We start from the raw sequence: 18,152 nt of genomic DNA, 5'->3' as shown, positions 1-18,152 counted from the left end.
GTAAAACACGTTTTAATCATTGAACTCTTTATAGAAGTTCTGCATAGTGAGAATTAGGGTTGATGTATAAAAACATGGAAGAGGGTTGTAATGTTATTTAAAGATTTTGGAAATGGCATGAATACACATAAAAACAAACGGATTAAAGAATTAAAAAAACAAATTGAACAGGCTGAATCTTATGAAGAATGGCAGCATTTAGCGTTAAAAATAGATGAAGAAACGGGTGCACAAGCATGGAAATATGATAATTCATCGCCTTATTTTGATGCAGAAATAATTGCGCATCGTTTAATTTTACTCCGACGTTATAGAGCGCAAAATCGTATTTCAGATTTAATGCATATTTTGCGTGAAGGTTTAACTTACGATATTGCCAATATTGCACATCCAATGTTGTTTACAGCAACCATGGTTGGAACAAAAAAAATCATTGAAGATTATGTTGCAGAGGTAAGTAATAGTTTGGCATTTGTGGCATCAGAACAATGTCAAACGATAAACAATGAAGAGAAAATCGTATTTTTCCAGGCCTGTCAAAAAGCTTATGGTCAGCCTGCATTAATGTTTTCAGGCGGTGCAACGCTAGGTTTGTTTCATACAGGTGTTTGTAAGGCATTACTAGAGCAAGATTTAATGCCAAAAGTGATGTCGGGTTCAAGTGCAGGGGCAATTATGACTGCAATGCTTGGCGTTTCTAAGCCTTCAGATATTCAACAAATTTTAAGTGGTGAAAGTTTCTTTAATGAAGCATTTAAATTTAGAGATTGGCGTGAAATTCTTAAAGGGAATGGCGGTATTGCTGATGTTAGATTCCTTAAACAATTTTTAAAGAACAATTTAGGTGATTTAACTTTTGCTGAAGCTTTCGAGCGATCTGGCTTACATATTAATGTTGCTGTTGCGCCGTATGATGCTTCTCAAGATGCACGAATTATGAATACCTATACAGCTCCAGATTTGTTGGTTTGGAGCGCTGTATTGGCTTCGTGTGCTGTACCTGTATTATTTCCACCTGTACGCCTTACAAGTAAACGCCAAGATGGTAAATACACACCCTATATGGCAACAACTACATGGGTAGATGGCAGTGTACGTAGTGATTTTCCACAAGAGAAAATGGCACGGTTATATAATTTAAATTACACCATTGCATGTCAGGTAAATCCGCACGTTGTGCCTTTTATGCAAAGTGATGAAGAACGTTTTCGTAAGGATATGCTCAGTTGGCCTGAACGTATTGTGCGTCGTCAAGGAAAAGTAATTTCAAGAGGTATGATGGATTTTGCACGTGAACGCGTGGGAAGTGTACCGACGGTAAGACGTTTGCTTGATCATGGTTATGGGGTAATAGATCAGCGTTATTATGGTGATGTAAATATCGTGGGGCATTTTAACTTGCGTCATTACAGTTATATGCTACAAAACCCGAAAGAACACTTATTTAAGATGTTGCAACGTGAAGGTGAGCGAGCAACATGGCCAAAAATTTCATCTATCGAAGTTCATGCACGTGTAGGTAAAACCATTCAGCATTGCTTAGAGCTTCTCACATATCAACAAGATAAAGTGCAATATGCAGGTTCAGAATATATTCAAATTTAATTTGGAAGATATACTTTCTAAAAAATTAACTTGTGCAAGTCAGCCGAATAGTTTGGCTTTAGGACGCCGTGTATTTTATTGGTTTGAAGAACATCAACAATATTGGCTAAAAACCCAAGCACTGCAAAATGAAGTCAGCCTAGAAGATGCTTTTCAGCGTGAGCTTGATTTCTATTCATCCTTAAGTGAAAAGCAGATTGAAAGCATTGCATTGCCTTTTCAAATTTTAAAGCATTCCACGGTGGTGAATAATTTTAATATCGGCATGCCACTTCTGATTTTACCCCATGCAAAGTTTTTATTTGATGAACCTACAAATACACTCAACATAGATCAAATTAAACATAAAATGCTTCAAGCACTTTCTGTATTAGAAAATTTGCATAAAGCAGGGTGGTTACATGCAGATTTAAAAGCAGAACATTTTGTTGAATATAACAATCAAACCAAACTCATCGACTTTGAACAAAGCATAAAAATTAAAGATACGCTTAAATTTTCACAATTAAATGCAACACCAAGACATATGGCGCCTGAATTATTTCACGCAGAAGCAAAAAGTATCGCTTCAGATATCTATGCTTTAGGTATTGTTTTTTATGAATGGTTAAAACAAGAGCGACTTTTTGCAAATAATTATTATGATTGGGCAGTTTTACACTGCCAAACGTTAAAAATTGAACTGCCAGAATCATTTATTTGTTTTAAAAGGACATTGGATGCAATGTTAATAAAGCAAAAAACAGATAGGTTGATTGATATTTCAGCATTAAAAATGAGCTTAATTACTGAAAATGTATAAGAAAAAACCAAAAAATATCATTTTGTTTTTTATTTAAACAAACGATGGTTTTTTTAATAAAAAGGGCTTGTCATCATTAAGTGATCTCTATAATATACACAGCCATTGGGGACGTGGCGAAATTGGTAGACGCACTGGATTTAGGTTCCAGCGCCGCGAGGCGTGAGAGTTCGAGTCTCTCCGTCCCCACCAATAATTATCAACTAAGTTTGATAGTTATTAGGCAATAGAGGATTGGTGTAATGGTAGCATGACGGTCTCCAAAACCGTTCGTCAAGGTTCGAGTCCTTGATCCTCTGCCAACTTAAAATCTAACAGTATGTTAGTACCCTATGATGGGGACGTGGCGAAATTGGTAGACGCACTGGATTTAGGTTCCAGCGCCGCAAGGTGTGAGAGTTCGAGTCTCTCCGTCCCCACCATCATTATTAAAGCAAGGCATTGTCCTTGCTTTTTTATTGCCTGAAATTTAGTAAATACTGACTTTTAATAATAAAACTTAAGACAACTTAAATGTATAGATGTAAAAATGCCCATTAAAAAATGGGCATATGAAAATCCTTTTCACTATTCGCGTGAATATTCACTTTGTGTTATGAACACATTAAGCTTTTAAATGATCCTCAAACTCTTCACCCAATTGAACTGCAAGGGCATTACCTGAAAGTTCGCAAGTCACTAAGCCATATTCTTTTTTGAAACTAAAAGTAAAACCACGGTTATCTGTTAGGTTTTTTACTGAATATCCTAATTTTTCTAACCAAATACGAAATGCGATTAAATTTTTTGCCTTAACTACTTTTTTCACGAGAAAGCTCCTTGTTTATCCCTAAATATATTAATAGGGATGGATAAAACTTTTTAAAGGATAAAATTAAATAAAAATGAATTATGTTGAGTTTTTATTTTTATATTTTATAAAAAGTTGTAGTTTTATGCGTCTAAAATTGGATGAGTGGTTGTTAAGTTATTGTAATATAGTTTAAAAATATTTTTTAATATTTATTTTCTTTTTTTATTCGATGTTAAAAAATGTAAGTTGGAAATATTTTGTAAATATTAAATGAGAATCAATGTTTGTTTGCTCTTTATTGATGATTGAAGGATATATTGATATTTAGAAAAAATAGTTTTTTGGGGGGATGCGTATATAAATACGCATCAAATAAAATGTTAAATTAGAAATTATCTTTAAGCTCTCTGAGTTCTTGAAATTTTTTAACGTTGTTCGCGCGTAGAAAAGGATTGGTTTTGAGTTCAAGGTCAATTGTGCTTGGTAGTGTGCATTGATTTAGTAGGCGTAAGCTTTCAACTTCTTGAGTGCGTTGAATAATATCGACATTATTGGGTTCAACGTGTAAGGCAAATTTAGCGTTTGAAAGCGTATATTCATGTGTGCAATACACTTTTGTGCGTGGTGGTAAAGCAGAAAGTCTATTGAGTGAATGATACATTTGTTCAAATGTACCCTCAAAAACTCGACCACAACCCATAGCAAATAAGGTATCTCCACAGAATAAGCTATTAATGGCATCGGCAAAATAAACAATGTGTCCAAGTGTGTGACCTGGAACAGCAATAATATCGATTTTTAAGTCGTGAAACTTGAATGAATTTTCATGCGAAAGTGGGTGGGTGATAAACGGAATTTTACTCAGTTCTTCACGCGGGCCATAAACAGGAATATTACGGTTGATGAGTAATGCAGGAACACCACCTACGTGGTCTTTATGCCAATGTGTGAGCCAGATTTGTGCCAATTGAAGTTTGTTTTCAGAGCAGAATGCTTCAACTAATTTCGCTTCGGTTGGATCGACTGCAATGACTTCTTTGGTGCTAGTATTTTCAATTAACCATATATAGTTCTGTAGCTGATTTTTTACATCAATAAAATGAACTTTATAGGTCATAAGCACTCACCAAAATTAATCAATAGATTTGATTAAATAGTACCTTTTTCTATAAGATCTGTGTATTAAAAATGCGCCATAAGAGGCGCATTTTTTATTTAAATAATTAAATTAATAATCCCAGAACATGCGCTGAATTTCTTTTGTATCTTTAGTTTTTGTTAAAGCTAATGCAGCCAAAATTCTTGCTTTCTGTGGATTTAAGTCATGTGCAACTACCCAGCCGTATTTATCATCAGGTTGTTCGGCATTGCGTAATACAAAACCTTGAGGCACACGTGATGAGCGAATAATTTGTACACCATCTGCCTGTAATTGATTTAGTGTTGGTACGATATATTTCGCTACAGAGCCATTACCTGTACCTGCATGAATAATCGCTTTTGCACCTGCTTTTTGATAAGCAAGATAGGCATCTGGCAACATATTTGTTGAGCCATAAACAATTTGTACAAGTGGTAGGGCATCACCCTTAATGTTTTCAATGTTAAATTCTGATGCATTGTTGAAGCGTTTTGCTACGTTTCGGAACCAATAAGGCTTACCTTCAACAAGCGTACCTAATGGACCCCATTGGCTTGCAAATGCATTGGTATGAATATTAATAGTCTTTGAAACATCACGCGCTGCAAAAATATCATCATTCATTAGAATCATTACGCCTTTACCTTTGGCGCTGTCCGATGCTGCAAGTGCGACTGCACTATAAAGGTTCAGAGGGCCATCGGCAGAAAGCGCTGAAGGTGGGCGCATAGAAGCAACAAGTACAATTGGCTTGTCGGTTTTAATCACTAAACTTAAGAAAAAAGCCGTTTCTTCAACTGTATCTGTACCATGTGTAATGACAACGCCATTCACTGATGGTTTTTTCACTAAGTCATTTACTTGACGTGCAATACTCAGTAGTTCTTTATCTGTAATACTTTCAGATGCAATTTGAAGAGCCTGAACGCCTGTAACATTGGCTAAATTCTGAATTTGCGGAACCGCATTTAATAAATCATCTACGGGAACTTTAGCGGCTGTGTAAGTTGCACTATTGGTGGAGCTTGCACCTGCACCTGCAATGGTACCGCCTGTTGCAACAACGACAACATTATTTTTAGCGAAAGATGAAATTGGAATAAGTAAGCTAAGAGAAAGAGCTAATGTGGTTAATGTTTTTTTCATTACATTTCCTTGTTTGTTGTCATTTGTAAAACATCCTGAGTAATTAACTTAACCAAAGAAGTTTGTTCAGGATATAGTCAAAACTAAATATCAATTTAAAAATCATCATTTGAAATGATGAGTATTGATATCAAAGGCAATGCAATAAAAAAGCCAAGTGTGAACACTTGGCTTAATTTTTTTAAATGATGAATTAACGCATTTTTGCTAAGAAGCGACCTAAGCGGCTAATTGCTTCGCGTAATTCATTTTCAGCGGGTAAGAACACCACACGGAAATGATCGGGCGTTGGCCAGTTAAAACCTGTACCTTGAACCAAGAGTACTTTTTCTGCACGAAGCAAATCAAGCATAAGCTGTTCATCATCCTGAATAGGGTAAACATTTGGATCAAGTTTAGGGAAGCAATACATTGCGCCTTCTGGTTTTACACAAGACACGCCTGGAATTTCATTTAACATTTCCCATGCAATGTTGCGTTGTTCGTATAAACGACCACCTGGGCGAATTAAATCGTTAATTGACTGATAACCACCTAATGCTGTTTGAATTGCATATTGCGCTTGATGGTTTGCACACAAACGCATAGAAGCCAACATATCTAGACCTTCAATGTAGTCTAAAGCACGTGATCGATCACCTGTAATTGCCATCCAACCTGAGCGGTAACCTGCAATACGATATGCTTTAGAAAGACCATTGAAAGAAACGCACAGTTGATCGCCCGCAAGCGCAGCAACTGAAACATGTTCAATACCATCGTAAATAATTTTGTCGTAAATTTCATCTGCGAACAAAATGAGGTCATATTTTTTAGCAAGAGCGACAATTTGCTCTAAAACATGGCGTGGATATACAGAACCTGTAGGATTATTTGGGTTAATAATCACAATACCGCGTGTATTTGGTGTGATTTTGCTTTCCATATCGGCAATATCTGGGTACCAACTCTTTTCTTCATCACATTTATAGTGAATTGCTGTACCGCCAGATAAGTTAACCGCAGCTGTCCATAATGGATAGTCAGGCATTGGAACAAGCATTTCATCGCCATCATCCAATAAGCCTTGCATTGCCATCACAATAAGTTCTGATACGCCATTACCAATATACACGTCATTGACATGCATATTGAGAATGCCTTTTTGTTGGTAGTACTGACAAATGGCTTTACGTGCAGGGAAAATACCTTTTGAGTCTGTGTAACCAATGGCATTTGGTAAGTTTAAAGCAACATCATTAATAATTTCTTGTGGTGCTTCAAACCCAAAAGGAGCAGGGTTACCAATATTTAATTTAATAATTTTGTGACCAGCTTCTTCCATCTCATTGGCCGCTCGTAACACTGGTCCGCGAATGTCGTAGCATACATGCTCGAGTTTTGAAGATTTTTTAATTTCGCGACGGGGTTGGAAAGTGTTCGACATTTTGATGTTCTCGGAATGAGTGGTAGTCACTTTTGCGTAACGGTATAAATAGCTTTTAAATGTCTCAGTGGTTACAAGATCAAGATGATGTTCATCTCTAAGTAGTGTAACTATTTTTTCATGCGTAAACCCTACCTGTTGATACTGTTTAATGACAGGTAATAGGTTTTTAAAAAGAACGCTCTTTTTTTGCGACATTTTTTATCCTGAGTAAGAATATGACTAAGCCTATCACTAAATTTACGCATAAAAAAGCAATTAATGCGTAATTTGCTTACTTTGTTTTTAAGTTTTGCTTACTTTTTGCTTTTTTAGCATTATAGGTCTTTTGTAAAATGTTGAATAAAGACTAGAAATTTTAATATGAATCACGTAAATATAGAATTATCTTATTTTAAACAGCAAGATGGAAAGGTACGTAATCATGGGAAAACTCAATAAAACAGAAAGAGAATGGCAAAGAGAGTTATCACCTGAAGAATTTCGTATTACAAGACAGAAGGGAACAGAAGCGCCATTTACAGGTAAATATTGGAATACTAAGCAGGAAGGCGTTTATTATTGCCGTTGCTGTGGAGAAGAATTATTTGCATCTGAAACAAAATTTGATAGCGGTTGTGGTTGGCCAAGTTTCTACAAACCAATTAATTCATCTGTAGTGGAAGAACAACAAGATACGTCACATGGGATGGTCAGAACTGAAATTATTTGTCATCATTGTGATGCACATTTAGGACATGTTTTTCCAGATGGACCAGAGCCGACAGGATTGCGCTATTGCGTAAATTCGGCATCACTAGAATTAAAATCACAAGAAAAAAATGATGAGGATACCTATCCATGACAGATGTTTATCAATTCGATGCTGAATTGTTGGACGGTCAAAATAAATCTTTTGCCGATTATAAAGGCAAAGTTTTATTGATTGTGAACACAGCGAGCAAATGTGGTTTTACGCCACAATTTTCGGGATTAGAAAAACTTTATCAGAAATACAAAGATCAAGGTTTTTTGATTTTAGGATTTCCATGTAATCAATTTGGTGGGCAAGACCCTGATTCAAATGAACAAATAGGTTCTTTTTGTCAAAAAAACTATGGGGTAACTTTTCCTATGTTTGCCAAAGTGGATGTAAAAGGTGCTGAAGCGCATATACTATTTCGTTACTTAACCAATAATAGTAAAGGTGTTTTGGGTAATGGAATTAAGTGGAATTTCACTAAATTTCTGATTGGTAAAGATGGTGCTGTGCTTGATCGTTTTGCACCAACAACGAAACCAGAGGCGTTGGAAGAAGAAATTGAAAAAGCATTGAAATAAGTGATTAAATAAGGCAATCGAAAGGTTGCCTTAAATTATTGACACTTAAAATGCAAAATAGATATCGAATAATCATGAGTTTACTTTTGGGAGCTTTTACAGCTTTCCAATACGTTCACGCGGAAGATAAAGATCAGTACAGTAAACTACTCAAAATACTAGAAACTCCGCAACCTAAGTATGAAATTCAAGATCGTGATTATAAAATTGACACGAAATTGTATAAAAATGAATATGAAGTCGATTGGGCATCAAGACCGCAATTTAATGTTAGTGCACAAGAATTTAAATATTATAAAAATGCTATTCAAGTGAAAATGACTGTTATTGCGAGTACAGGTTATATTGGTGATGCCGTTGTTGTTAAAAGTTCGGGTTCTAAAATAATAGATCAAAAGGTATTAGATGCTGTGAAGCTTGCTCGTTTAGATAAAATTCCGTACGTCGATAAAGCCGTAACATATAACCTAATATATGATTTTGAAATAAAAAAACCACTGTAAGCACAGTGGTTTTTTATGCGTATTATTTAAACTTAAAGAATAGCTTTAAGACGTTTTACGACTTCTTCACATTGAGCAATGTCTGCAACCAATGCCATACGCACGTGATTTTCACCCGGATTACCTTGCTCTGTATCACGAGATAAGTAACGACCTGGTAAAACTTTAATGTGTGCTTTTTCCATGAGTAATTTGGCAAAAGTTTCATCATTATCTACTTTTAACCAGTAGTAGAAACCTGCATCTGGTTTTTGAAGTGGTAATAAATGACCCAATTCATTTTGGAATAATTCAAACTTAGCGCGGTAAAGTTTACGGTTTTCTTCAACGTGTGTTTCATCATCCCAAGCGGCAATAGACGCAAGTTGATGTTGAATAGGCATCGCAGCGCCATGGTATGTGCGATATTGCAAATAAGGTTTCAATAAGTTTGCATCGCCCGCAACAAAGCCCGAACGCATCCCTGGTAAGTTTGAACGTTTAGAAAGTGAATGAAATACCACGCAATTCTTATAATCATCACGTCCTATTTCAGCGCAAACTTCTAATAAACCCACAGGTGCTTCATCGAACCAAAGTTCTGAGTAACATTCATCTGATGCAATGACAAAGTTGTATTGGTCTGAAAGCGCAATCAGCTTTTTGAACTGTTCTTTTGAAAGAACTGCACCTGTAGGATTACCCGGTGTACACACAAAAAGAAGGGCTGTTTTTTCCCAAACTTCAGCAGGCACAGCATCAAAATCGCCTAGATAGTTATTTTCTTCTGTGCAGTTGATGAAGTAAGGTTTAGCACCTGCAAGTAATGTTGCACCTTCATAAATTTGATAAAACGGATTTGGCATCACCACATAAGGCGCTTCTTCACGATTTACCAATGCTTGAACAAAAGAGAAGATTGCTTCGCGTGTACCTGAAACAGGTAAAACATGCGATTCAGCACTTATCGCATTAAGTTTAAAACGACGAGATAACCAATTCGCAATGCTTTCACGTAATTCAGGTAAGCCTTTGCTATTTGGATATGTAGACAAATGTTTGAAATTGTCGATGATCGCTTGTTTTACAAACTCCGGTGCAGGATGTTTCGGTTCACCAATAGATAAAGGAATTAAAGGTAAATCCGCAGTTTTCACATCCTGAAAAAGTTTATTTAACTTTTCAAATGGATATGGGTGTAATAAAGACAAGCTAGAGTTCATGGAGCGAATACCAAACAATTAAATTAATGTTGTACACATACTTGATTTGAAGCTTCATCTAATGCCGATTTTAATTGTTCAGCAAGAGTTTTGGCTTCTTCGTCAGTCATTGGGATGCCATCTTTTTTAGTGACATAGAAAATATCTTCTGCGCGTTCGCCAAGTGTAGCAATTTTTGCAGAGTGAATATCTAAACCTTGCATCATAAATAAACCACCCACTTTGGCAAGTAAACCCGGATGATCTAGAGTAGCAATTTCAACCATATTTTGATTGAGTGCTTCATTGAATGAAATATCAACTTTATTTTCAATATCAAAATGGCGTAATTGGCGTGGAATACGACGTTGCATTAAACCTGGGTATTTGTCCGATTGACTGAGTGCTTTCACTAATGCATCTACGACCGTTTCTTCACGTTCAGGGTCTGTAAGTAATGTACCAAAACGGTCAAGAACCACATAAGTGTCTAAGCTAAATGCGGTGCTTGCGGTAATAATACGTGCATCTTGAACATCCAGATTCATACGGTCAAGAATGGCTACGGTTGTTGCGAATAAATTTGGCTGATCTTGTGTGTAAATAAAGATTTGAACGGCATCTTGCGCATATTTACGGTGAGCACGCATAAGAACAAGTGGTGCAGAATTATGACCATGTTGAAGAATAGCGCGTGTATGCCATGCAATTTCATCGGCAGATTCTTTTAGGAAGTATTCATCGCCTAGCTCTTGCCAAACTTTTTCAACTTCATTGAGCGCAAAATCATTGACCAATAACTCACTTGCAGCAAATTTAGTGTCTTCAATGAGCATTTGATAATCTACAGGACGACCTAAACCTGAGCGAATGACATCACGGGCATGGGTGTATAATTGACGCATAAGTGATGCGCGCCATGTGTTCCAAAGCGTAGGGTTTGTGGCATTAATATCGGCAACAGTAAGGGCATATAGATAATCTAAATGCTCCATATCTCCCATTTTTTCAGCAAAAAGCTTCACAATATCTGGGTCTGAAATATCTCGTTTTTGCGCGGTAACAGACATACCAAGATGGTTTTTAACTAACCAAGCAACTAAATTACATTCACGTTCTGTTAAGCCGTGTGCGCGGCAGAATGAAATGGCATCCGATGCGCCAAGTTGACTGTGGTCACCGCCACGACCTTTGGCAATGTCATGAAAAATTGCGGCTAAATATACAATGTCACGTCTTACCAGACGTTGGAAAACTGAACTTACAACAGGAAAGTCTTTGGCAAATTCGGGTTCTTTAAAACGGTTTAAATTACGTAATAATAATAATGTGTGAGCATCAACTGTATAAATATGGAACAAGTCATATTGCATTAGCCCCATAATTTGCCCAAATGCAGGAATATAATTGCCTAAAACACCATAACGTTTCATTGCATTCATGGTTTCATATAAGCGATCTGGTGATCGAATAATGGACATGAATAATGCTTGATGTTCAGGATTATCTCGGAAACTTTGATCTATACTTTTTGCTGAAAGCGTAAGTAAGCGTAACGTACGCGCGCGAATGCCATCAATATCAGATCGATTTGCCAATAAATAGAAGATTTCTAAAATTGCACTTGGCTTTTCAGAGAACGTTTTATGATGTTGTACCGCTAATTTTCCATCTACAATTTTGAAGTTTTCATTAATTTCTTCAATTTTACGTTCGTAATCGGGCAAGCGAGGGGTAATGACAGATTCATTGAAATAGGCTAAAAGCATTTCATTGAGTGTTGTGACTTGTTGCGCCGTTCTGTAATAACGCTTCATGAACTGTTCAATAGAATAGTTTGCCGATTGACCTTCTTCACATTCATAACCGAATATTGTTGCAATATCACGCTGATAATCGAACAATAAACGGTTTTCATCACGTTTAGTCATACGGTGCAAATAGTGGCGAATTTCCCAAAGGAAGCATTCTGCTTCTTCTAAAACACCCAATTCAAATTCTGAAATGAAGCCTAAATGGACTAAATCATAAATGCGATTTACACGGAAATGACGTTTTGCAATCCAACCAATTTGGTTAATGTCACGAATACCACCTGGTGCATTTTTAATATCGGGTTCTAAATTACTTTCTGTATTGTTATGTTGAGCATAGCGTTTTGCTTGCTCTTCCATTTTTGCATCAAAAAATGTTTTATCTGTCCAAGACTGAGAAACTATACGACGTGGCCATTTTGCCAAATGTTCATTGCCTGTAATTAAACGTGCTTCAATGAGTGCTGTTGCAACGGTTAAATCGTTTGTTGCTTGAACGACACAATCTTGAATGGTGCGAACGCTAATAGCAGGTTTGAAATTACCGACATCCCATAAAGATGAAATAAAGGTAGAGATTAATTTTTCTTGTTCAGTTGTAATTTCATGCTCTGACAAAATCATGATGTCGACATCTGAATAAGGCAACATTTCACGACGGCCATAACCACCTACGGCAAATAAGCCTAAATTAGTGGTTTGAAGTTCTGCGTGTTGCCATAGGAATTTCAGTGCTTCATCAATTAAGTTTGATCGAGCAAGAATTACTTCACGGATAGACTGTCCCTGATCAAAATACGCTTGAAGCTGATTTTCCACGTCTGAACGCCATTGATTAATCGCTTTAATATCGTGGTTGCTTTTAACGTAATTGTGTAAGGGTAAAGTATTGATCATGAACAGTATCCGTTGTTTATCTCTAACTTAGTTTTGATTGACTTTGACAAGGCTTGCCGTGTTTTTTGCGAGTTCACGTGCTTGATCGGTAGATTCTGCACGTGCAGTTGCAACGCCCATACGACGACGTTTAAAGCCTTCTGGTTTCGCAAATAATCGTAAGTCTGTGTTTGGATTTGCTAAAGCAAGATCTAAGCCAGAATAAGACAAGTTAGTATCATCTACGCCTGCATAAATGACAGCACTTGCTGCAACACTATGACGTGTTGTATTTACGGGTAAGCCTAAAATAGCACGTGCATGTAATTCAAATTCACTTTGGAATTGAGATGCAAGCGTCACTAAACCCGTGTCATGCGGGCGAGGAGACACCTCACTAAACCATACTTTATCTGCTTTTACAAACAGTTCCACGCCAAAAATACCGCATCCACCTAATGCCACAGTGACTTTATGTGCAATACGCTTTGCTTCTTCTAATGCTGCAGGTGTCATGGCTTGAGGTTGCCAACTTTCAACATAATCGCCTGAATCTTGCAGATGTCCAATTGGGTCGCAGAAAGAGGTTTCAATTTCGCCTGTTTCTGGGTTTTTAGAACGAACTGTTAATAAGGTAATTTCAAAATCGAAATCAATTTGAGATTCAACAATGACAGTCCCTTGATTTACACGACCACCTGTTTGTGCATATTCCCAAGCTGCATCAACTTCATCGAAGCTTTTTACACGAGATTGACCTTTACCTGAAGAAGACATCACAGGTTTTACAAAGTTTGGATAACCAATATCATCACATGCCGCACGGAAAGATTCTAAGGTATTGGCAAAGCGATAAGCCGATGTTGGTAAACCAAGTTCTTCAGCAGCAAGTTTACGAATCCCTTCACGGTTCATGGTTAAATTGACGGCTTTTGCAGAAGGGATGATAGTCGCAATGTTTTGTTCTTCGATTTCAAGTAGGACTTCGGTTGCAATCGCTTCAATTTCAGGAATAATTAAATGGGGTTTAACGTGATGAATAAGTTTTTTTAATTCTGTGGCATCTGCCATATTAATTGTATAAGCATAGTGTGCAACTTGCATTGCAGGTGCATTTTCGTAGCGATCTGCCGCATGCACTTCAACACCTAATCTTTGTAAAGAGATCACCACTTCTTTACCCAGTTCACCTGAACCTAAAAGTAAAACTTTAACAGCAGAAGATTGAAGTGGGGTACCAATAGTAACGCTCATGTAAATCATCCATGCTTAATTTTATGGACTTTTAGCATATCAGAACTCGAACAAGTGTTAAGCATGGATTCACGTAAAATAATGATATTGTCTAACAGTTTTTTTTATAACTTTATTTGGCAATATCATCTTTGAAATTTATAATTTTTTGACTTAAAAGCAATTAAAATGGCATTGGATAGTACGTATAAACAAGCCCATAAGCCAATGCCGCGGTTAATGTCGCAGGCACAATTTGTTTAAATTTGAAATATAAACCTGTGAGTACAGTAAAGCCAACAAGCATCGCAAAGCTTTTATTTGGTGTTTCTAATAAAGGCGGTAATGTTGCGACCACAAGCATAGAACTAATGGCGGCAATACCAATACTTCCAAGTGCAATTTTAATCCAAAGCGAACCGCGTTTTTGTGAACCTTCTTGGCGCTTTTGAATAAAGTAAAATGGCCCAAAACGAGAAGCAAAGTTGGCAATACCCACAATAATACCAACAAGAATAATCTCAAGATTCATGATGATCTCCAACAAGTTCTTCATCGTATTGCTTTAAAACATAATGTTTAAATAAGCCTGCCAAAATACCTGATGTAATACCAATGAAAATGGCTGCTGAAAGGTCAATGAAATAACACGATATTGCAGAAACAATAATAGTGATAGCAACAATAAAAGTATGCTTACGTTCAAATGCAGCCAATAAGAAACTTAAGAACAATGCAGGCAATAAGAAGTCTAAAGCGGCTTGTAAAAATTGCGGTAAGTTGCTGACTTGATCTGCAAAAAGACCGCCCAAAAAAGAACCTAAAGCCCAAGACAACCAACTAAATAAACTTAAGCCTAGCATCCAAGATTCAGACCATTCTTGGCGACGTTGAGAAAGCTTAATCATGCCTGAGGCAAAAACTTCATCGGTTAAGCCCCAAGACCAAAGAGCCGTTTTTTTAAGATTAAGTTTATCTTGAATTAAATTTTGCAGTGCAGGGCCGTATAGAAGATGACGAATATCTAATGCAATGACGGTCAGAGCTGTCATCCAAATAGATGTACCGCTACCTAAGAGGGCAACCACTAGAAATTGACTTGCACCTGCATACATTGAGCATGAAAGAAAAAGTGCTTCCCAAGCAGTGAATCCAAATTGTGTGGCAGATACACCAAATGCAAATGAAACAGGAAGATAGGTGAAAATAATGGCTTGGCTATCTTTTGCACCTTGCCAAAATCCTGCGGGTTTTAAAATTGTTGTTTTTCCCAAAGACACATTTCACCTTACAAAGTATTAAACAAATAAATAAATGTAGATTGAGTATTCTAGCCGAATTTACTAGCATAGTGCCTGATTGTTTTAGGTAGCATGCATAAAATGTTGAAGTTTAATGTTCGTTCTTTATTGATCGTTTCTTTATTGAGCAGTGGTTTTTTATTACAAGTGTGTGGCAATAATGATTCGAAAGATCAATCAGTTGAAATTAAGCCTGCACCTAAGTTGACAAATGATGCAACGACATATGCACATGCAGCTTGGGACTTTATCAATAAAGTTGATCCACTCATTTATGCAAATAAGGTTGATCAATTAGAAGAACAGGTGCGTAAACCTGCACGTAAATTAAGTACAGATTGGCGCATTAATGTGAAAATGACAGATTCTGTGACTGAAGGTAAATATGCTTTATGTCGTAAGGCATTAACCAGTCTAGAAATTTGGGCACGTGAAACGATTGATCAATCGAGTTCTGTCGATCAGAAAAAAGCAGATTATGAACGTGATAAAGCACAATGTAAGGGTGCAATTGATAATCCGGCATTGGGAAATACAGACCCGAAAAAGAATGGCGTTTAACTGGTCATAATACGAATAATTAAAAGCAGAACTTCATGTTCTGCTTTTTTTGATTTTGAATTCTTTAAAAGTTATGAATCTATAAATGGTTTTTAGCGTAAGCCCAAGTAAAAAACGCATAAAATATTTTTGAATTCTTCCCAGAAATCATTTTTTAGAAATAACGTATTATTCTTGTTCTTTTAAATTAAGGGCAATGCGATGTAGTTTTTCATTATCAAGCACTTCAATTCTTTTAAATGTAACTTTAATCACACCTTGTTTTTCTAGGTTTTGTAGTTCTTGATTAATCGTTTGTCTTGAACAAACTAACATTTGTGCAAGTTGTTCTTGAGATAAATGAATAATATTGTTTTCTATGTGTAGATGATTACCGTATCCGCCTAATATCACCAATAAACGCTGTGCAAGTCGTTGATAAATGGTTTGAGTTTGAATAGAAATAAGTTCTAGAAAAGCGAAACGTAATTTTTGGCTAGTAAGCTTTGCGATATAAAACCAAAACTGAGGATGGTCATTTAAAAGCTGAATCATTTCTTGAGCATGAATATGTAGAATGACCGATTTTCTAGTCGCAATTGCATCATGTGAGCGTGGTTGCTGATCGACTAATGAAATTTCACCAAACCACATAATAGGTTCAACAATTGCAGCAACAGCCTCTTTGCCTTGAATGTCGATATAGCCTAAGCGAACAGAGCCTTCTAATACGGCATAAAGACCATTAAAAATATCGCCTGAAAGGAAAATTTTCTGATCTTTTTCCGCATGTAAAAGTTGGGATTTTCCTAAAATAAAAGTTTGAAATATAGGGGGGAGCTCAGAAAACCATACGTTATTTTCTAATTGTTTTATATCGCGTAGCTCTAACATAAAACTTCCTTTTTCTTATCATTGTAACTGTCGGGTAGCCGACAACTTGCCTGTTTAATATCTTATATATTGTAAGAAGAATATAAGCAAGGAGATTGCTATGACGAGATTAGAAAAACTATTAAGCCAATATGCAGCGTATCATTTAGATCGTAAGAATGTATTCACTCATTTTATTGGAATTCCACTTATTGTATTTGCCATTTTGTGTTTAACAGCAAAAGCAGGTTTTGTTGTTGCAGGTTTTCCTATTACTTTGGCGCTATTATTAATTGTAGCAAGCGTGATTTATTATCTGAGCTTAGATTTAATTTTTGGTGTGGTTATGGCGGCTATTTTTGCAATAGCTTATCCGTACGCATTAATGATTACTGAAATGTCTATTACGCATTGGCTTACATTGAGTATTTCAACATTTGTTATCGGATGGATTTTTCAATTTGTTGGGCATTTTTATGAAAAGAAAAAACCTGCATTTATGGATGATGTGATTGGTTTAGCGATAGGACCATTATTTGTATTGGCAGAGCTAATTTTCTTAATGGGTTTGAGAAAACCACTTGAAGAAAAAATGTTGATTGAAGCGAAAAAACTACGTTCAGAGATGGATCAAAAATCTTTAAAAGCTGTGAATGCCGATTAAGCTTTAAAGATTTAAGACTTAGATTTTCAAATGAAGCCCCACAGTAGGGCTTTTTCTTTATGGAAACCAAACTAAATAATTGATTTAAAAATCAGAAAACATCCAAATAATAAAATGAATATTCCTATATAAAAACGAATGGCTTTAAATGATGGCATGAGGATATCAGTCATCCAATATTCACTGAATTGCAGCTAAATAACGACGGTTTACTTCTTGCCAATTCACCACATGATAAAAGGCTGCAATATATTCAGGACGACGGTTTTGATATTGTAAATAATAAGCATGTTCCCAAACATCTAAAGCTAAAATAGGGGTGTTGCCATGCATTAGTGGTGAGTCTTGATTGGCGCTACTTTCCACAACTAGCTTTTTATCAGGCGTAACACTTAACCAAGCCCAACCACTTCCAAAACGACTAATTGCAGCTTTCGTAAAGGCTTCTTTAAATTTTTCAAAACCACCGAGTTCTTGTTCAATGGCTAAAGATACTTGTCCAATCGGATCTCCACCACCTTGAGGGCTCATCACTGTCCAAAATAAGGAATGATTGGCATGGCCACCGGCGTTATTAATAACTGTATTTTTTAAATCGGCAGGAACTTCATTCACACGAGAAACCAGTTCTTCAACGCTTAATTTTTCCCAGTCTGTTCCCTCAATCGCTGCATTGATATTATTGATATAGGTTTGGTGATGTTTTGTATGATGAATTTCCATTGTCTTAGTATCTAAGTTTGGTTCAAGTGCGTTATATGCATAAGGCAAAGCAGGTAGAGAATAAGCCATGGTTTTCATCCTGTTTTATAGTTGAGTATTTTAGTAGGAATGAGTGTAGGGCAATATTTATGCTATGTAAATATTAATGATTATTATTATTGTTTGTTATTTATTATTATTTGCCTTTTATTTAATATTGATGAAGTTGTTT

18 protein-coding genes and 3 tRNA genes are annotated in these 18,152 nt (G+C 36.3%); 10 read left to right on the top strand and 11 right to left on the bottom strand.

The genetic code is table 11. From position 1 onward, the window contains the following. The first annotated feature begins 90 nt into the window (after nt 1–90). The 5 genes from GTK57_RS00435 to GTK57_RS00415 all read left to right on the top strand — a co-directional run bounded on the left by GTK57_RS00435 (nt 91) and on the right by GTK57_RS00415 (nt 2,829). Nucleotides 91–1,605: a DUF3336 domain-containing protein gene (locus GTK57_RS00435; protein ID WP_163120810.1), complete on the top strand. Its 1,515-nt coding sequence runs from the start codon at nt 91–93 to the stop codon at nt 1,603–1,605. Then, nucleotides 1,577–2,407 carry a protein kinase domain-containing protein gene (locus tag GTK57_RS00430; protein ID WP_206752272.1) on the top strand — a complete coding sequence of 277 codons (831 nt, stop codon included), beginning with the start codon at nt 1,577–1,579 and terminating at the stop codon, nt 2,405–2,407. The genes GTK57_RS00435 and GTK57_RS00430 overlap by 29 nt, the downstream gene beginning before the upstream one ends. A gap of 107 nt (nt 2,408–2,514) precedes the next feature. After that, nucleotides 2,515–2,599 (top strand) — tRNA-Leu (locus GTK57_RS00425). A gap of 36 nt (nt 2,600–2,635) precedes the next feature. Then, nucleotides 2,636–2,709, top strand: a tRNA-Trp gene (locus GTK57_RS00420). A 35-nt stretch (nt 2,710–2,744) separates the two neighbouring features. Continuing rightward, nucleotides 2,745–2,829: transfer RNA gene (locus GTK57_RS00415), tRNA-Leu, on the top strand. Nucleotides 2,830–3,011: 182 nt separating this feature from the next. Here the strand turns inward: GTK57_RS00415 and GTK57_RS00410 are convergent. From GTK57_RS00410 to GTK57_RS00395, 4 genes are all read right to left on the bottom strand, one after another. Then, nucleotides 3,012–3,215 (bottom strand): hypothetical protein, encoded by a 204-nt coding sequence (locus GTK57_RS00410; RefSeq protein ID WP_163120808.1) that lies wholly within the window; start codon nt 3,213–3,215, stop codon nt 3,012–3,014. A gap of 370 nt (nt 3,216–3,585) precedes the next feature. After that, on the bottom strand, nt 3,586–4,317 hold the full coding sequence (gloB, locus tag GTK57_RS00405; RefSeq protein ID WP_163120807.1) for a hydroxyacylglutathione hydrolase: 732 nt from the start codon (nt 4,315–4,317) through the stop codon (nt 3,586–3,588). 111 nt (nt 4,318–4,428) lie between these two features. Next, nucleotides 4,429–5,487 (bottom strand): asparaginase, encoded by a 1,059-nt coding sequence (locus GTK57_RS00400; protein ID WP_163120806.1) that lies wholly within the window; start codon nt 5,485–5,487, stop codon nt 4,429–4,431. Nucleotides 5,488–5,680: 193 nt separating this feature from the next. Beyond that, nucleotides 5,681–7,111, bottom strand: a complete 1,431-nt coding sequence (locus GTK57_RS00395) for a pyridoxal phosphate-dependent aminotransferase (RefSeq protein WP_152873262.1) — start codon at nt 7,109–7,111, stop codon at nt 5,681–5,683. A gap of 226 nt (nt 7,112–7,337) precedes the next feature. Between GTK57_RS00395 and msrB the strand changes: the two genes are divergently transcribed. The 3 genes from msrB (at nt 7,338) to GTK57_RS00380 (ending at nt 8,736) form a co-directional block, all read left to right on the top strand. Next, nucleotides 7,338–7,757, top strand: a complete 420-nt coding sequence (msrB, locus tag GTK57_RS00390) for a peptide-methionine (R)-S-oxide reductase MsrB (protein WP_152873301.1) — start codon at nt 7,338–7,340, stop codon at nt 7,755–7,757. Beyond that, entirely contained in the window at nt 7,754–8,233 is a 480-nt protein-coding gene (locus GTK57_RS00385; RefSeq protein ID WP_163120805.1) for a glutathione peroxidase, read from the top strand. Before msrB ends, GTK57_RS00385 begins: the two co-directional genes overlap by 4 nt. Nucleotides 8,234–8,307: 74 nt before the next feature. Next, complete coding sequence (locus GTK57_RS00380) at nt 8,308–8,736, top strand: energy transducer TonB (protein ID WP_163120804.1); 429 nt, start codon at nt 8,308–8,310, stop codon at nt 8,734–8,736. A gap of 32 nt (nt 8,737–8,768) precedes the next feature. On the opposite strand, the gene dapC is transcribed toward GTK57_RS00380, so the two are convergent. From dapC to GTK57_RS00355, 5 genes are all read right to left on the bottom strand, one after another. Beyond that, the gene (gene dapC, locus GTK57_RS00375; protein WP_152873266.1) at nt 8,769–9,938 is read right to left on the bottom strand and encodes a succinyldiaminopimelate transaminase; all 1,170 of its coding nucleotides are present in this window, start codon (nt 9,936–9,938) and stop codon (nt 8,769–8,771) included. A 23-nt stretch (nt 9,939–9,961) separates the two neighbouring features. After that, nucleotides 9,962–12,628, bottom strand: a complete 2,667-nt coding sequence (gene glnD, locus GTK57_RS00370) for a [protein-PII] uridylyltransferase (RefSeq protein WP_152873267.1) — start codon at nt 12,626–12,628, stop codon at nt 9,962–9,964. 27 nt (nt 12,629–12,655) lie between these two features. After that, on the bottom strand, nt 12,656–13,870 hold the full coding sequence (purT, locus tag GTK57_RS00365) for a formate-dependent phosphoribosylglycinamide formyltransferase (RefSeq protein ID WP_171522129.1): 1,215 nt from the start codon (nt 13,868–13,870) through the stop codon (nt 12,656–12,658). Between the two features lie 154 nt (nt 13,871–14,024). After that, complete coding sequence (ygaH, locus tag GTK57_RS00360; protein ID WP_152873272.1) at nt 14,025–14,372, bottom strand: L-valine transporter subunit YgaH; 348 nt, start codon at nt 14,370–14,372, stop codon at nt 14,025–14,027. Next, nucleotides 14,362–15,099 (bottom strand): AzlC family ABC transporter permease, encoded by a 738-nt coding sequence (locus GTK57_RS00355; RefSeq protein ID WP_171522147.1) that lies wholly within the window; start codon nt 15,097–15,099, stop codon nt 14,362–14,364. Before GTK57_RS00355 ends, ygaH begins: the two co-directional genes overlap by 11 nt. 123 nt (nt 15,100–15,222) lie before the next feature. On the opposite strand from GTK57_RS00355, the gene GTK57_RS00350 reads away from it, so the two are divergent. Beyond that, nucleotides 15,223–15,702: a hypothetical protein gene (locus GTK57_RS00350; RefSeq protein ID WP_163120801.1), complete on the top strand. Its 480-nt coding sequence runs from the start codon at nt 15,223–15,225 to the stop codon at nt 15,700–15,702. A 168-nt stretch (nt 15,703–15,870) separates the two neighbouring features. Here the strand turns inward: GTK57_RS00350 and GTK57_RS00345 are convergent, their stop codons facing one another. Further along, nucleotides 15,871–16,575 carry a Crp/Fnr family transcriptional regulator gene (locus GTK57_RS00345; RefSeq protein ID WP_163120800.1) on the bottom strand — a complete coding sequence of 235 codons (705 nt, stop codon included), beginning with the start codon at nt 16,573–16,575 and terminating at the stop codon, nt 15,871–15,873. A gap of 100 nt (nt 16,576–16,675) precedes the next feature. On the opposite strand from GTK57_RS00345, the gene GTK57_RS00340 reads away from it, so the two are divergent. Next, the gene (locus GTK57_RS00340; RefSeq protein WP_163120799.1) at nt 16,676–17,218 is read left to right on the top strand and encodes an Mpo1 family 2-hydroxy fatty acid dioxygenase; all 543 of its coding nucleotides are present in this window, start codon (nt 16,676–16,678) and stop codon (nt 17,216–17,218) included. 180 nt (nt 17,219–17,398) lie between these two features. Here the strand turns inward: GTK57_RS00340 and GTK57_RS00335 are convergent, their stop codons facing one another. Next, complete coding sequence (locus tag GTK57_RS00335; RefSeq protein WP_163120798.1) at nt 17,399–18,010, bottom strand: superoxide dismutase; 612 nt, start codon at nt 18,008–18,010, stop codon at nt 17,399–17,401. Between the last annotated feature and the right edge of the window lie 142 nt (nt 18,011–18,152).

Origin of the sequence: Acinetobacter portensis (assembly GCF_010646905.1) — a bacterium.
Classification (GTDB): Bacteria; Pseudomonadota; Gammaproteobacteria; order Pseudomonadales; family Moraxellaceae; genus Acinetobacter; species Acinetobacter portensis.
Note: the sequence above shows the minus strand (reverse complement) of the source record. Positions and strands in the feature narration are given on the sequence as shown.

What these genes read in the sequence shown, in the direction of transcription:
- GTK57_RS00395 (WP_152873262.1), bottom strand. Translation starts at nt 7,111, where the DNA reads ATGTCGCAAAAAAAGAGCGTTCTTTTTAAAAACCTATTACCTGTCATT.
- purT (WP_171522129.1), bottom strand. Translation starts at nt 13,870, where the DNA reads ATGATTTACATGAGCGTTACTATTGGTACCCCACTTCAATCTTCTGCT.
- GTK57_RS00380 (WP_163120804.1), top strand. Translation starts at nt 8,308, where the DNA reads ATGAGTTTACTTTTGGGAGCTTTTACAGCTTTCCAATACGTTCACGCG.
- GTK57_RS00335 (WP_163120798.1), bottom strand. Translation starts at nt 18,010, where the DNA reads ATGGCTTATTCTCTACCTGCTTTGCCTTATGCATATAACGCACTTGAA.
- gloB (WP_163120807.1), bottom strand. Translation starts at nt 4,317, where the DNA reads ATGACCTATAAAGTTCATTTTATTGATGTAAAAAATCAGCTACAGAAC.
- msrB (WP_152873301.1), top strand. Translation starts at nt 7,338, where the DNA reads ATGGGAAAACTCAATAAAACAGAAAGAGAATGGCAAAGAGAGTTATCA.
- dapC (WP_152873266.1), bottom strand. Translation starts at nt 9,938, where the DNA reads ATGAACTCTAGCTTGTCTTTATTACACCCATATCCATTTGAAAAGTTA.
- GTK57_RS00350 (WP_163120801.1), top strand. Translation starts at nt 15,223, where the DNA reads ATGTTGAAGTTTAATGTTCGTTCTTTATTGATCGTTTCTTTATTGAGC.
- GTK57_RS00435 (WP_163120810.1), top strand. Translation starts at nt 91, where the DNA reads ATGTTATTTAAAGATTTTGGAAATGGCATGAATACACATAAAAACAAA.
- ygaH (WP_152873272.1), bottom strand. Translation starts at nt 14,372, where the DNA reads ATGAATCTTGAGATTATTCTTGTTGGTATTATTGTGGGTATTGCCAAC.
- GTK57_RS00430 (WP_206752272.1), top strand. Translation starts at nt 1,577, where the DNA reads ATGCAGGTTCAGAATATATTCAAATTTAATTTGGAAGATATACTTTCT.
- GTK57_RS00385 (WP_163120805.1), top strand. Translation starts at nt 7,754, where the DNA reads ATGACAGATGTTTATCAATTCGATGCTGAATTGTTGGACGGTCAAAAT.
- glnD (WP_152873267.1), bottom strand. Translation starts at nt 12,628, where the DNA reads ATGATCAATACTTTACCCTTACACAATTACGTTAAAAGCAACCACGAT.
- GTK57_RS00345 (WP_163120800.1), bottom strand. Translation starts at nt 16,575, where the DNA reads ATGTTAGAGCTACGCGATATAAAACAATTAGAAAATAACGTATGGTTT.
- GTK57_RS00340 (WP_163120799.1), top strand. Translation starts at nt 16,676, where the DNA reads ATGACGAGATTAGAAAAACTATTAAGCCAATATGCAGCGTATCATTTA.
- GTK57_RS00400 (WP_163120806.1), bottom strand. Translation starts at nt 5,487, where the DNA reads ATGAAAAAAACATTAACCACATTAGCTCTTTCTCTTAGCTTACTTATT.